Annotated in this window: 12 protein-coding genes; 9 read left to right on the forward strand and 3 right to left on the reverse strand. The window is 60.0% G+C overall.

Annotated features, from left to right (window positions below; translation table 11 throughout):
- Window positions 1–253: 253 nt before the first annotated feature.
- From rpiB to ACXMYO_RS15440, 8 genes are all read left to right on the forward strand, one after another.
- Complete coding sequence (rpiB, locus tag ACXMYO_RS15405) at window positions 254–730, forward strand: ribose 5-phosphate isomerase B (protein WP_457809375.1); 477 nt, start codon at window positions 254–256, stop codon at window positions 728–730.
- A gap of 155 nt (window positions 731–885) precedes the next feature.
- Window positions 886–1857: a sugar-binding domain-containing protein gene (locus ACXMYO_RS15410; protein WP_438765831.1), complete on the forward strand. Its 972-nt coding sequence runs from the start codon at window positions 886–888 to the stop codon at window positions 1855–1857.
- 558 nt (window positions 1858–2415) lie between these two features.
- The gene (locus ACXMYO_RS15415) at window positions 2416–3072 is read left to right on the forward strand and encodes a DUF2291 family protein (RefSeq protein WP_457809376.1); all 657 of its coding nucleotides are present in this window, start codon (window positions 2416–2418) and stop codon (window positions 3070–3072) included.
- Window positions 3073–3095: 23 nt separating this feature from the next.
- On the forward strand, window positions 3096–4658 hold the full coding sequence (locus tag ACXMYO_RS15420; RefSeq protein ID WP_457809377.1) for a sugar ABC transporter ATP-binding protein: 1563 nt from the start codon (window positions 3096–3098) through the stop codon (window positions 4656–4658).
- 27 nt (window positions 4659–4685) lie between these two features.
- Window positions 4686–5810 carry an ABC transporter permease gene (locus ACXMYO_RS15425; RefSeq protein ID WP_457809378.1) on the forward strand — a complete coding sequence of 375 codons (1125 nt, stop codon included), beginning with the start codon at window positions 4686–4688 and terminating at the stop codon, window positions 5808–5810.
- A 67-nt stretch (window positions 5811–5877) separates the two neighbouring features.
- Window positions 5878–6840, forward strand: a complete 963-nt coding sequence (locus ACXMYO_RS15430) for a substrate-binding domain-containing protein (RefSeq protein ID WP_457809379.1) — start codon at window positions 5878–5880, stop codon at window positions 6838–6840.
- A gap of 356 nt (window positions 6841–7196) precedes the next feature.
- Window positions 7197–8306, forward strand: coding sequence for an MDR/zinc-dependent alcohol dehydrogenase-like family protein (locus ACXMYO_RS15435; protein WP_457809380.1), 1110 nt, complete (start codon window positions 7197–7199; stop codon window positions 8304–8306).
- Between the two features lie 90 nt (window positions 8307–8396).
- The gene (locus ACXMYO_RS15440; protein WP_457809381.1) at window positions 8397–9704 is read left to right on the forward strand and encodes an MFS transporter; all 1308 of its coding nucleotides are present in this window, start codon (window positions 8397–8399) and stop codon (window positions 9702–9704) included.
- Window positions 9705–9761: 57 nt separating this feature from the next.
- Here ACXMYO_RS15440 and ACXMYO_RS15445 read toward each other — a convergent pair whose 3' ends face one another.
- The 3 genes from ACXMYO_RS15445 to ACXMYO_RS15455 all read right to left on the reverse strand — a co-directional run bounded on the left by ACXMYO_RS15445 (window position 9762) and on the right by ACXMYO_RS15455 (window position 13950).
- The gene (locus ACXMYO_RS15445; protein ID WP_457809382.1) at window positions 9762–12008 is read right to left on the reverse strand and encodes a right-handed parallel beta-helix repeat-containing protein; all 2247 of its coding nucleotides are present in this window, start codon (window positions 12006–12008) and stop codon (window positions 9762–9764) included.
- Window positions 12009–12125: 117 nt separating this feature from the next.
- Window positions 12126–12902: an NAD-dependent epimerase/dehydratase family protein gene (locus tag ACXMYO_RS15450; protein ID WP_457809383.1), complete on the reverse strand. Its 777-nt coding sequence runs from the start codon at window positions 12900–12902 to the stop codon at window positions 12126–12128.
- 43 nt (window positions 12903–12945) lie between these two features.
- Window positions 12946–13950 carry a lactonase family protein gene (locus ACXMYO_RS15455; RefSeq protein WP_457809384.1) on the reverse strand — a complete coding sequence of 335 codons (1005 nt, stop codon included), beginning with the start codon at window positions 13948–13950 and terminating at the stop codon, window positions 12946–12948.
- A 216-nt stretch (window positions 13951–14166) separates the two neighbouring features.
- Here ACXMYO_RS15455 and ACXMYO_RS15460 point away from each other — a divergent pair, with 216 nt between their 5' ends.
- Complete coding sequence (locus ACXMYO_RS15460) at window positions 14167–14913, forward strand: oligogalacturonate-specific porin KdgM family protein (RefSeq protein WP_457809385.1); 747 nt, start codon at window positions 14167–14169, stop codon at window positions 14911–14913.
- Window positions 14914–14922: the final 9 nt, after the last annotated feature.

Below are 14922 nucleotides of genomic sequence, written 5' to 3' on the forward strand. Positions count from 1 at the left end.
GAACAGTCAGGCCATATTAGCGCCGTGTTGCGCTCGTTCGCATGAGACTTTGGTTCTATTATCGCCTTTTGTAGGGGGTCGGGCTGCGCATTTCCCGATGGAGGGGTGATATCGTTGGCGTCTGAGCGCGCTGTTCCCGATCGGCACGACAAGTCTGACGTATTTTCATATGAATACGCTTTGTTCATATGATCGGGAGGCGTACGCTGGAAAGTGTCAACGCACAAGGTGAGTGTTCACCGGGGGAGAGATCATGACAGCAGAAACCGAAAAGCTTCGGGTTGCACTGGGGTGTGACGAAGCCGCTTATGACATGAAGCAGGCCATGGTGGCGCATGTCCGCTCGCTGGGTCACGAGGTCGAGGACTTCGGCACCCATGACGCCGAGCCGGTGCTCTATCCGGACATCGCCTTTGCCGCCGCACATGCGGTCAAGGACGGCAAGGTCGACCGTGCCATCCTGATCTGCGGCACCGGCATCGGCGTGGCCATTTCGGCGAACAAGGTGCCGGGCATTCGGGCCGCGCAGGCGCACGATACCTATTCCGCCGAGCGTGCGCGCAAGAGCAACGACGCCCAGATCCTGACCATGGGCGCGCGCGTGATCGGTCTGGAGCTTGCCAAGAAAATCGCCGAGTCCTTTCTGGAGAGCGAATTCAGCGGCGGCGGCTCGCAGGCCAAGGTGGATCGTATCGAGGCCTATGAGAAGGAACAGGCCGGCCGAACGTAACCCCGTTCGACGACACAAGGCGTCACGCGCCAGCATGATGGGGGCAGTACGGTCGACGTACTGCCCCCTTTTCAGATGAACCCGCTGTGACACGGGCGATACAGGCAGGTATCTTCCCGCCTCCATGACCCTCACGCCGCTGACCCGGAGACTCCATGAACGAGCGTGCCGATCCCGATATCGCGTTGATGACCGAGATTGCCAGTTTGTACTACATGCACGGCGAAACCCAGGAGGCGATCGCCGGGCGCCTTGGCATGTCACGCATCAAGGTCGGGCGACTGCTCAAGCGTGCACAGGCGGAGGGCATCGTCGATGTGCGGGTGCGCCATCATCCTTCGGTGGCCGCCGAAATCGAACAGGCACTGATTCGGCGCTTTGGCATCCGCCGGGCGCTGATTGCGCTTGACTGCGCCGATGCCGACCAGCAGCGCCACGAGGTGTCGAGTCTGGTGGCTGACCACCTGTCGAGAACGCTGGAAGACGGCACCATGGTGGCTGTCGGCATGGGCCGCAATGTCGGCACCGTGGCAGACAACGTCTTTACCCGTCGCACCCGACAGTGTTCGTTCATCTGCGCCATCGGCGGCTCGCTGCGCGCCGGCGAGTACATGAACCCTGACCATATCTGTCGGCGGCTGGCGGCGAAGTTCGGCGGCGAAAGTGAAACGCTCTACGCCCCGGCCATGGTGGCCAGTGCCGAGCTTCGCGATGCCATGCTGGACAACCCCACCGTACGCCAGACGCTGGATCGTGCCCGCCGCGCCGACATTGCCATGATCGGCGTGGGGGACCTGTCCGAGGACAGCAATATGGTGCGCATGGGCTGGTTCTCGCCGTCGGAAATTGCCGAGGCGCGACTGTCCGGCACCGTCGGCGACATGATGGGCTATGACTTCATCGACCTGAACGGCCGCGCCTCCTCCACGCCCATGCAGGGACGTGTGATCGGACTGACCATCCCGGATCTGGCCCGTATTCCCGAAGTCATCGCGATTGCCAGCGAAAGCACCAAGGCTGCCGGCATCCTCGGCGCCTTGCGCACCGGGGTAATCGACGTGCTCGCCACCAGCGCTACCAACGCGCATACCCTCCTGCATCTGGACGACGCCTCGCGCCAGGGATAGATGCACTGGCATCCGTGATTCCATGCCGCTCATGGCAGTGTCTGATGACGGACCTGTCCTGAAGTGCTGTTGCAGCGCTGTTTTGGCAGGGCCGGGTGCCTTGCCAGAATTTTCTCCCTTTCTCCCTTTCTCCCTTTCTCCCTTTCTCCCTTTCTCCCTTTCTCCCTATCGCTTCAGCTGTTTTTCCGAGAGCTGCTGATCTGACATCAAGAGCCGTTTTTCATTATGTCGGTGACAGGTAGTAAGCGTGCTGCCTGTACCGATGTTCTCTCCCTGCAGAAATGTTCGCATTATCAGCGCCTTCCAGAGCCGATAACTTTAGTCGTACGTTATTTCGGCAGAGCAAATTATTACCTTTAATTTCAAATTGTTAAGAACGTTAAGCACAAAGTCTTAGCGCTCGATACAGGGCAAGGGATTGCAGGGCAGGGGCGCTGTGGCGTTAATACATTTGAACGTCGGCAGGTCAAATGATTCGGCCCGGGTGTCGCTTATGTCTTTCCCGGGCATGTGAAAGCCTCTACCAACACCTGACCAAGCAGTGGAGACCGGTTCGATATGACAGCAGATGCCAGTACCCATGCCCGCCCACGCTCGCGCAAAAAATATGGCCGTGTCATCACGGCGGCGGTGGTCGTTGTGGTGGCGGCTGCGATCGCCTGGGACACGCATGTGGTCGAGCACGGCGCACAGTCCGATGCCCAGAGCGGGCAGTTCTCGGCCGAGCGCTACGGGCAGGAGCAGTTCCCCGACATTGCGCAAAGCGTTGAATCGCGTGCCGTGGAGGCGCCGGAGCTGGCGCGGGCGCTCAGTGATGATGCCAGCGCCGCCGGCGAGCAGTATGGCGTGTCCGGCGGCATCGGGCCGCTGTTGCCGGTGCACTTCACCGGGACGGTCGGCGAAGGCCGGTCCGGCACCTACACCATCGATATTCCCGATATGCCGGAAGACACGACCGTGCGGGTCCAGACGGGACCGGCCATCAACGGCACGGTGCTGCGGGATGCGACCGGCGAGATCAGCTTTGGTCAGTTCACCAATCAGATCGAATATCAGAACGCGGGGGCAGCCATCAATGAGGCCATGAAGGCTGAGGTGCTTCAGGGGGTGGACACCGCAGCACTGAGCGGCAGGACCATCGAGGTGACCGGTGTCTTTCAGATGATCAATCCCAAAAACTGGCTGGTTACGCCGGTGGCCCTCGATGTTCAGTAGTTCAGTGATGACGGGAGTGCCTCATGAGCAGTGAAGAGAGTGTCGTGGCAAGACCCGGGGCCCCGGAAGATGCGCCAGGCGAGGTCGTGCTGTCGGCGCGTAACGTCGCCAAATCCTTTGGCAGCGTGCACGCGCTTAAAAGCGTCAATTTCGATATTCGGCGCGGACAGGTCACCACGCTTTTTGGCGAAAACGGGGCGGGCAAGTCGACGCTGATGAAAATTCTTTCCGGCGTGATTCAGCCCAGCGCCGGCGAGATCGTGCTGGACGGTGAGCCGGTAAGCTTTGCCTCCACCGTGGATGCCCAGCGCCACGGCATCTCGATCATCCACCAGGAGCTGAGTCTGGCGCCCAACATGACGGTGCGCGACAACATTTTCATGGGGCGTGAGCTGGGCGGGCCGGGCGGGGTGAATTACGCCGAAGAGGCCCGCGAGACCGAGCGGCTGATGGTTGAGCTCGACGAGCCCATCGACCCGCTGACGCTGGTCGAGGATCTGCGTCTTGGCCAGCAGCAGATTGTCGAGATTGCCCGGGCGCTGTCGGTGAACTCACGCATTCTGATCATGGATGAGCCGACCTCGGCGCTGTCGGCCTCCGAGGTGGAGGTGCTGTTTCGGGTCATCGCGGACCTGAAAAGCCGTGGGGTATCGATTGTCTATATCTCGCACCATCTGGAGGAGGCGCTGACCATTACCGACCACGCCGTGGTGCTGCGTGACGGGGCGATGACCGCCTACGCCGAGCGGTGCGAGATCGATCTGGAGTGGATCGTGCGCCACATGGTGGGCGAGAACTTCGATCTGGGCTCGCCGCCGACCGGCCATACAATGGGGGAGGTGGCGCTGTCGTTTGAAGACATCAGCGTGGCGGATGTGGCCGTTCCCGAGCGCTCGGTGGTGGATCGACTGTCGCTGTCGGTGCGTGCCGGTGAAATCGTGTGCATCTACGGGCTGATGGGCGCTGGGCGCACAGAGCTTCTGGAGTGCGCGGCCGGGCGTGTGACGCCCAGCGGTGGCCGGATCATGCTCGAAGGGGAAAATATCTCCCGGCTGAGCATCGCCGAGCGCATCGAACGCGGGCTGGTACTGGTGCCCGAAGACCGCCAGCGTGACGGTCTGGTACAGACGATGGCGGTCGGCGAGAACCTGTCGCTGGCCAGCATCGGCGCCTTTACCCGCGGGCTTTTGACCTCGCGCCGCCGCGAGCAGACCGTCATCGATGACTCGATTCGCAACGTGCATATCAAGACCGACGGCGGCGCGGCCGGCATCGGCTCGCTTTCCGGCGGCAACCAGCAAAAGGTGGTCATCGGCAAGATGCTGGCGACCCAACCCCGGGTGGTCATGCTCGACGAGCCCAGTCGCGGCATCGATATCGGCGCCAAGGCCGAGGTGTTCCGGCTGCTGGCCGAGGGGGCCTCAAAAGGGCTGGCGGTGATCTATTCGACCTCGGAAGTGGGGGAGTGTTTGAGCGTGGCGCATCGCATCGTGGTGATGAGTCGCGGTCGCATCAGCGCAGAGTTCGGGGCCGATGTGACCCGGGAAGAGATCATGGCGGCCTCCGGTGAATCCGCCGAAGGCTGAAATACGTGTACAGCAGGGGCCATTACCATGTCCGATGTTCAGCGCAGTGCTGCACCCGCAGCCTCCGATCAATCTGCTTCCCGACCGGCGTCGCGTCGCGCCGGCGGATTTGATCTGGGGCGCATTCTGCTTGAGGGGCGTGCCTTTTTTGCCCTGATTGCCATTGTCATCATCTTTTCGATGCTCTCGCCGGTCTATTTCTCGACCGGCAACTTTCTGACCATGTCCTCGCATGTGGCCATTTTCGGGCTGCTGTCGATCGGCATGCTGCTGGTGATTTTGACCGGCGGTATCGATCTTTCGGTGGGCTCGACCATGGGGCTTTGCGGGGTCATGGCGGGCTTTTTGATGCAGGGCGTGTCGATAGACGCCTTTGGCGCGACGTTCTATCCGCCGGTCTGGGCCGTGGTGGTGCTGACCTGTGTGCTGGGCGCCTTTGTGGGCATGATCAACGGCGTACTGGTGTCGATTTTCAAGGTGCCGGCCTTTGTCGCCACCCTGGGCACGCTCTATGTGGCCCGCGGTGTGGCGCTTTTAATGACCGATGGTTTGACCTACAACAACCTGGGCGGCAACCCCGAGTTCGGCAACACCGGCTTTGACTGGCTGGGCTTTAATCGGCTGTTCTCCGTGCCGGTGGGCGTGCTGATTTTTGCCGCCGTCGCCATTGCCTGCATGTTCGCGCTCAACCGTACGCCCTTTGGCCGCTGGGTGTACGCCACCGGCGGAAACGCGCGCGCCGCGGAGCTCTCCGGTGTGCCGGTCAGGCGAGTCCAGGTGTGGGTGTATGTGCTTTCCGGCGTGTGCGCCGCCATCGCGGGGCTGGTGCTCTCCTCACAGCTGACCTCGGCCGGGCCGACGGCCGGTACCACCTATGAATTGACCGCGATTGCCGGTGTGGTGATCGGCGGGGCGGCGCTGACCGGCGGGCGGGGCAACGTACGCGGCACGCTTTTGGGGGCGTTCGTGATCGGGTTTCTCTCTGATGGTCTGGTCATTATCGGGGTGTCCTCCTACTGGCAGACCGTGTTCATGGGCGCGGTGATCGTGCTGGCCGTATTGTTGAACAGCATCCAGTACAAGCCTCGCAAAAAGCGCGCCGCCAGTGTCGAACCTCAAAAGCAGGCTTCGGCGCCCTCCGGGACGGCGTAAGCCGGCCCGTGCGGCATCGAAACGCCGGTTCGCCGGCATATCCATCGTCAAGGCAAGGGGAAGCATCATGTTAAAAAAGGGAAAACGTCTTTTGATCGCAGGCCTGGCCGTCGGGGCCATGGTGCTGGGCGGCAACGCCATGGCGCAGGAGCAGCAAAAGGGCCTGATCTCGATCATCGTCAATGACACCTCCAACCCGTACTGGTTTACCGAGGGGCGAATCGCTCGCGAAACCGCTGAAGAGATGGGCTATAGCGCCAACGTCAGCGCCCACAAGGGCGACACCAACGCCGAGAGTCGTCAGGTCGACACTGCGATTACCAACCAGGCGAAAGCCATTATTCTGGACCCGGCCAACGCCGATGGTTCGGTGGGGGCGGTGAAAAAGGCCGTCAACGCCGGTATTCCGGTCTTTGTCGTCAATGCCGAGATCAACCAGCAGGGGCTGGCCAAGGCGCAGCTCGTGTCCAACAACGCCCAGGGCGCGGCACTGGGCGCACAGCAGTGGATCGAGGTCGTGGGTGACAGCGCGCGCTATGTCGAGCTCAAGGGTGCGCCGTCGGACAACAACGCCGCAACCCGTTCCAACGGCTATCAAACCGTGCTGACCCAGTATCCGGACCTCGAGCTGGTGGCCTCTGACGTAGGCAACTGGGACCGCACTCAGGGCTACAACAAGACGCAGAGCATGCTGCAGGCCAACCCGGACGTTCAGGGTGTGATCAGCGGCAACGACGAAATGGCGCTGGGTGCTATTGCGGCTCTGCGCGAATCGGGCAAGCTGGATAACGTGGTCGTCGGCGGTTTCGACGGCTCACCGGATGCGGTCGAGGCCGTCAGGGCCGGTGACATGGCCTATACCGTGCTGCAGCCGGTGGCGATCTTTTCAAAGCGCGCCGTGGAGCTGGCCGATCAATTCATTCGTACCGGCGAGACCGGCATGGACAGCGAAAAGCAGCTCTTCGACTGCATGCTGATTACTCAGGACAACGTCGATCAGGTGACCTCACCCTTCGTGCTGGAGCAGTAAGCACCAATAGCTGTTTCGGGCCCGTGTTGAAGCCGCCTTTTATGGCGGCTTTTCTGTTTGCGGAATTGTGCTGCAGGCGGGACAAGGGGGCCGTCGATTCGGCTGACCGGGCTGTTCAGATGTTCGCGGCTCGATCATTGAGCTGCCGCCAGGTGGCATCGAGAAGGGCGACAGAGGGAAAAGTACACATGTCGCAGGCAATATAAAAAGATGATTTTTATCAATGCGATAGAGATTTATTGCGCTAAAGTATAAGCCGTTTGAAGCGTCATTTGATTGACCGATCACCGCCTGTGGCGTTATTTCATTTGTCCAGGGCAGGAACAAATGATTTTTGCAGCAGCCACGAGGTGATCATGTCTGACACGCTGACGCAGGACAACGTTTCCCAGCACGAGATTCCCAAAACCATGCACGCAGTGGTCGCCTACGGCCCAGGTGACTATCGCTATGAAGAGGTCCCGGTCCCGACGCTGGACAACGACCGCGAAATTCTTGTGAAGGTCGAGGGCTGCGGTATCTGTGCCGGCGATATCAAGTCCTTTGACGGCGCGCCGAGTTTCTGGGGTGACGAGTACCAGCCGGCCTACATCAAGGCGCCGATGATTCCGGGGCACGAATTTATCGGCCGTGTGGTGAAGGTCGGTGATGCGGTCACCGACTACAAACCCGGTGATCGCGTGATCTCCGAGCAGATCGTGCCCTGCTGGGACTGCCGCTTTTGCGGACGCGGTCAGTACTGGATGTGTGAAAAGCACGACCTCTATGGCTTTCAGAGCAACGTGAACGGCGGCATGGCCGAGTACATGAAGTTCACGAAAGAGGCGATCAACTATCACGTGCCCGAAGAGCTGCCGCTGGAAAAGGCCATCCTGATCGAGCCCTATGCCTGCTCGCTACACGCCGTTCAGCGCGCCAAAATCGAGCTGGGCGATGTGGTGGTGCTCTCCGGTGCCGGCACGCTGGGCCTTGGCATGGTCGGGGCCGCCAAAAAGGCCGGCGCCGAAAAGCTGATTGTGCTCGATCTTTTTGACGATCGTCTGGAGCTGGCAAAGCAGTTCGGCGCCGACATGGTGCTCAATCCCAAAAACGATGACGTGGTGTCGATCATCAAGGAGATGACCGGCGGTTACGGCTGCGATGTCTATATCGAGGCCACCGGCCATCCCAAATCGGTCGAGCAGGGTCTGTCGATGATTCGAAAGCTGGGCCGTTTCGTCGAGTTCAGCGTGTTCAAGGACCCGGTCAGCGTCGACTGGAGCATTATCTCCGATCGCAAGGAGCTGGATGTGCTCGGCTCGCATCTGGGGCCGTACTGCTATCCGCTGGTGATCGAGGGCATCAGAAACGGCGACTTTCCCACCGATGGCGTGGTGACCCACCAGCTGCCGCTGGAGAAATTCGAGGAAGGCTTTGAGCTCATGACCAACGGGGCGAAATCACTCAAGATTGTGCTGGTCCCCTAGGCATAGATTCGAAACAGCGCGGCTACCATGCCGCGCTTTTTTGTGCACGCTCACTTCTGATCCGAATGCATAAAGTCCACGGGGAGTGTCATGTCTACCAAAGCGGTCGCGGGTGAGGCGGGCGAGAGCCGTCTCGACCGTATCGGAATACCCCATAGCCTGCGCTGGGGCTTTCTCGGCGTATTGATTTTCATGACCGGCAACGGTGTCGAGTCCAACTTTATTGCGCCTCACATGAGCCAGGCGCTCGGCGAGGCGGGGGCACCGCTGGTGCCCACGATTATCGCCATGTACAGCCTGGCGGTGCTGATCGCGTCCTACCTGTCCGGCGCGCTGGCGGATCTTTTCGGGCCGCGGCGCGTCATGCTGCTGGGCTTTGGCATCTGGGTCGTATTCGAGATTTTATTTTTGCTGTCGCTGAGCATCGATTCGGTGGTGCTGGTCTTTTTGAGCTACTTCTTTCGCGGCTTCGGCTTTCCACTGTTTGCCTTTGCCTTTCTGGTCTGGATCAACGCCGTGGCACCGCGCAGCCGTAATGGCGCCGCCGTGGGCTGGTTCTACGTCATGTTCACCGGGGGGCTGCCAACGCTGGGCTCGCTGTTTGCCGTAATTGCCATTCCCGCCTTTGGCGGCGGGCGCCTGGGAGAGGCAGCCACGCTCTGGTCATCGATGAGTCTGGTCGTGCTGGGCTTTCTGATCGCCTGGTTTGGCGTGCGCGAGCCCACCGGGCGGCTGCGGTTGGCGCCCCAGGGCGAGACCGCCCTCGATGTCATGCTCAGCGGCCTGCGACTGACCTTTCGTGAACCCCGGGTGGCGATGGGCTTTCTGGTACGCCTGATCAACACCGCACCTCAGTTCGGCATGTTCGTGGTGCTCCCGGCGGTGATCACCGATGAAATGGGCTGGGGGCAGTCACGCTGGCTTTTGATGACCACGGTGGTTTATGCCGGCAACATTTTGTTCAACGCCGCCTTTGGCACGCTGGGGGACAGGTGGGGCTGGACGCGCACGGTGCGCTGGTTTGGCGTGGTGGGCTCTGCCCTGGGGCTTTTGCTGTGGTGGTACGTGCCCCACATGGTGCCGGCAGGCTCTGACTGGGGCTATTTCGCAACGCTTGCCGCCGGTACCGTCTTTGGCATCATGCTGGCCGGCTTTGTACCGATGGGCGCGATCATGCCGGCGCTGGTGCCCGCCCACAAGGGCGCTGCAATGGCGATGTACACCACGGCAGCCGGCGGGGCGATCTTTCTCGGCACCGGCGTGGTGGCCGTCATGCAGCCGCTGGTGGGTAACACCGGCGTGGTCTGGACGTTTGTGGCGCTCTACGCCTGCGCCTTCGTGATGCTGCACTGGCTGAAAGTGGATCAAAGCGATGCCGCCGAGCAGCGCGAAACCTGACGGCAAACGGGCCTGTGCAGGAAGTGTTTCCTGTACAGGCCCACATGCTGCTGCTGGTCACTCCGCCAGCTGATCTGCCAGCAGCGTTCTTAACGTCTCTGCCCGTTCACGGGCCTCCTGCGGTGTTGAAACCGTCTTCTCAAGAAGCGCCGTGACGGCCTTTTGTGTCGCGTCATCCATGACCGGCGTGTCGGCAGGCCCATGGCCCTCGTCGGCGATAAACCAGTTCCGTGCGCTGATATCACCATGCACGCTGTCTTCGTAGGCGCTTTCCTGCAAAAGGCGCAGAGAACGATTGCCATCCAGCCTTGCGGGTTCAATCCGGTCCTCGTACGGGCTCTGACGCACGATGAAGTTGAAGCGGTGGTTGTCCAGGGCGATGTTGCGCTCAAGGGTCAGTGCGCCCGGGTTGAAGTTGTCGGTGAAGCCATCCATGCGGTTGTTGAATGAAAGGTTGCCGCGTACCACATGGGCGACCGGCAGCCCCTCACCGCCCAGCTTGAAGCCGTTGCCGCGATTGCTGCCGCTCATTTCCTGACCGAACACGGCGCCGTTGGCGAATGCGATCGAGTTGGTGATGGTCACAACGCCGTTGGGGCCATCCTCGATCTTGTTAAAAAGATCCCAGCCGTCGTCGATGTTGTGATGCGAGAGACAGTGATCGAAGGTATTGCCGTCGCCCACGCGCATTTTGGCGGCAAAGCCATCGGCGTTGATCTCGGAAGCGTCGCGGTTGTTGAAGCTTTCGCTGTAGCGCACCACGTTACGGCTTGCCCACAGCGTTCGAGGCAGCCCCTCCGGTGACGAGATCTGAAAGCCGGTATCGGGGGCGTCATGCACGGTAATGAACTCAAAGCGATTGTCGCTGCCCTGAACCAGAAACCGTGCCCCTGCTACTTCCAGATGATCCAGTTGCCAGAAGGCGGCATCCACGGAGACCGTGTCGGTGATGCGAACCCGCGCCCCTTCGCCGGTCAGGCGCTTGGGGTGTTCCGACGTGCCGCTGACCGACAAGGGCAGTTCAAGTCCTGAGTAGTCGCCTTCGGTGAGTTGAATGGTGCCGCCGGGGGCTACGCGCTCAATGGCAGACGTGAGATCCAGCGGATGCTCGCGACTGCCATCGGCATCGGTGTTGCCCTCTGGGGCCACGTAAAGGTTCATGGGATCGGCCACTGCGACGGGCGTCACGGTCAGGCTTCGAGTCTGCACGTCCGTATCAGCGCTCTCCCGGGGCGTAAAACGCAGCTCAAGCGTGGCGGGCTCATCAATGGTAAGCATCTGCTGAAACAGCGCGCCGGCCTCGACGCTTTGAGCCTCGCCCAGCGCCTTGCCATTCTGCCAGACCTGATACTCGCCGGTGTGGCCTGAACGCGCCTGAAGCGGATAGTCACGAACGCCCGTGTGTTCCGGCGAGGCGATTTCCCAGACCAGCGCCGGCTCGGGCGGTGCCTCATCGGATACGTCTGCCGGGGCGGCCGGGCTTGAGTTAAATGTCACCTCCTCGACCCGAAGGCGCGCGTTGCGGGAGGCAAAAAAGCCGATGTACTGATGCTCCGGGTCCAGACGTTCGACCAGATCGGCAGGTGCATCGGTCAGCCTGTGGGTGTCGGAATGGCTGCCGTCATCAAGCGTGATCTGAAAGCCCTCATTATCCCGCTCGAGCGTCATGCGATAGTGCGCCGATGAACCATGCTCGATCCCTTCGACATAATCGGTTCGATCGATGCGGTTACCGGGTGATCCCCAGGGTTCAAGAATGCCCGCGCGATAAACGGCCGTGGCGTTGGCCATGCCGTCGTTGTCGCGTGAGTGCGATCGAAGCAGGTTCATGACCATGTTGGAGGCGGCCGGGAATTCTTCATGACCGAGCGGCTGCGGTTCGGCGCGGGGCGGGCCGAGGATGTCGCGTGCCATGATCCCGGCGCCCTCCTGTCGGTTGGGGGTCGCACCCGTCTCCGGCCCCAGCTGTTCCAGGGTCAGGGTGGCGGCCAGTACAAAGTTCTGTCCGGCCGGCACGGTGGTGTAGTAGTAGGTCACACCCTCATGGGAATTGGCGAGCTTGCCGCCACGGCTTTCGATCACGACCGGCCCGGCAAAGGGGCCTGGCTTGACCTGTTCACCGTCGCGGGTAGTGGCATTGGTGCCGACCTTCTCGGGCAGGATGGTGGAGCCAAAATTCAGATCGGTGGACTGGCCGAAGGTAATGCTCTGCCAGATCACCGGGGTCTCGGCGCTGGAGGCCTGCGCGCCAACGGGGAAGAGTTCGGCCATACAGGCCATCAGCAAAAGATATTGTTTGGACATGAGGCTGACTCCGATCCGGCCTGCAGGGGCCGGACGTTGAACAGAAAACCGGGGAGGGCAGAAAGCCGGCAGCAGGCCGACTTTCAGGTAATGTCCGCACCAGGTGCGGCCGGTTTTTCAGGTGGCGAAGGGACCACCCTGCAGATAGCCGGCGACTGCCTTGCCATCTTCAGGGGGATCGCTTGCTTCGATCTCCTCGCGGAAGCGCTCGGAGCTGTCGGCCGGCTGCCAGCCCAGAAATTCAGCGCCGTCATTTTTCCACCACACGCCCTTGTTGTTGGACACCCCATAGAGCGTCAGATAGTCGACCACGGGGGCATCGAAAACGGCCCGAACCAGCGATGTAAAGTCATCAGGGCTCAGCCAGGTGGAGAGCATGCGGCGGTTTCTGGGCCTTTCAAAGCAGGAGCCTATCCGAACGTTGACGGTTTCAATGCCGTACTTGTCGAAGTAAAGCCGGGAGAGCGCCTCGCCGTAGCACTTGGTAACGCCATAGAGGCAGTCCGGCCGTAGCGGCGAGCGGACATCGATGGGTGTGGTTCGAGGGTGAAAGCCGGTCACATGGTTGGAACTGGCAAACAGGATGCGCTCAACGCCCTTGATCCGGGCGGCCTCATACAGGTTATAGGTGCCAATAATGTTGGCCGGCACCAGATCGTCAAAGGGCGCCTCCACCGAAATCCCGCCCATATGGACAATGCCGTCACATCCTTCCACCAGCGCCATGACCTGCTCAAGATCGCTCAGATCACACGACACGAATTCTTCATCGGCACTCAGTGATTCGATGGACTGAATGTCCGAGAGTCTGAGTGTGTCGGCATAACCTGCCAGCGTGCGGCGCAGGATCTGACCAAGGTTGCCGGCGGCGCCGGTGATCAACAGCGTTTTCATGAGCCACTCCTTCAGGGCAGTAATGGATCGGGGGGAGACACCTTCAGCGGATTTCGATCCAGTCCGGTGCCGAGTCCACTTCAATGCGATCAATGAATGAGAGCCGGCCCTGATCGATGCGCCAGGCCGCCACGTGACTGGAGCGCTGACCGGCCACCAGCAGCACATCACCATGAGGGGCAATGGCAAAACCGCGAGGCTGGGCTTCTACCTCAACGGCCTCGATAGCGGTGAGCTCACCGGTGTCAGCTGCGATGGCAAACGAGGTGATCAGCGAGCTGTGGCGCTCGGAAGCCAACAGATAGCGCCCGTCCGGTGACATATGAATATCGGCTGTCCACCACTGGTCGGCTTCTCCTCGCTCCAGATAGACACGCTGACGGACCTGCAGCTGCTGTTGCTCGGCGTGGTAATCAAAGGTCGTAATCGAGCCGTCCAGCTCGCCCAGCAGATATAACCGTGTGCCTTCCGGATTGAAGACCAGATGTCGAGGCCCGGTGCCTTCGGGCAGGGCAATCTCGATGGTGTCCGAAAAAAGCGGCTGCGCATCGGCCGCGGCGCAGTAGAGGCGATCTCCACCGAGGCTGGTAAACAGCAGGTTGCGTCCCTGCGGGTCCAGGCGAATGCAGTGCGCGTTGGGCGCCGTGGCAAAACGGCTTGGCTCACCCTGAACGCCCTGTCCCCCCGTGATATCCCAGGCAGTCACCACATGATGGTTGTAGGAGGCGGTCAACAGACGTTTGCCGTCAGCATCACAGCTGAGATAGGCGATGCTTTCGTTGACCGGGAAGGCGGTAATCGACGTTAGCTCACGAGTGTCGGGGTCGATGGCAAAGGTGTTGAGAGACAGCGGCTCCCCCCTGCCGGCAGCGTACAAAAAGCGTTGATCGGGGCTAATGCACAAGGGCAGCGACCCGCCCGGCACCTCGAGTCCCGGTAATTCAACTGTCTGAATCAGTTCAAGTACTTGTGATTGATAGCGCAGCAGACAGATTTTGCCGGCGCCTGCACAGCCGATATAAGCGAAAAGGGTCTCGTCTAATGACATGAAATTGCCCTTCAGGCGTCGCGGGAAAAGGCATTTAAGTAACACATAATGTAAAAGATTACTCCATTATACTTTAGGCACTATAGATGAACGGATAATAACCAATGGTCTGGATTGAGTAATCTCTATCTTCATGATCATGTAATACGTCATACAAGGAATCGCTTATCGAATAATTTTCAAAAAAGAACACGATATAAAAAGAGAGGTTCTCCAATGCATATCTATTCGGCATCTTTAAAAACCGCGGCTTTTTTACCGATTGTTGCTGGTGCATTCTTTTTTTATTCTGAAAACTCAAATGCGGCGGGTACCAGTATTACAGTGAAATACGAACAGACCTTTCGCGAAAACAAGGTGTATAAACCCAAGTTTGGTCTGGCACACAAGTTCGATAACGATGTCGCGGTCGGCATCGAACACAACCGGAAATGGACCGAGGGTGACAGCAAAAGCGATACGCCGGAATTTGATGAAACCATTCTGGGCATCGCCTGGGCGCGACCGCTGGATGATCGACGGTTCATTATCACGCCCAAGCTGGAGCAGAAGTACAACCGCGGCACCGAGGCTCTTCGTCCCTCTTTGACGTTTTACTATTCGCCTGAAGGTCTATGGGGAATGGGTGTGCGCTATCGCTACGAATATCAAACGAAAAATGATCGAAGCCCCAAAAAATCACGTGTTAACCAAATCGATCTTTATCTGGATTACAAGTTGACTGACAGCATTGTTCTGGGATGGAACCCCAGTTATGCCTATCGATTGGGTGATGGGTCGGGGAACTATTATACCGACGACCCCTACCGAATAGAGCATGAGTTCAAGGTAGGTTATCGCATCGCGCCGTCGCATGCCGTCGCCGCAACCTACAAGCGAAAAGACAAGACATTCAGCGGGTCACAATACAATGCCGGTCGTCATGACGACGCGTTACAGCTCGCTTATACCTACAGCTTCTGACATCGGTTG

The organism is Kushneria sp. EE4, from assembly GCF_977968315.1.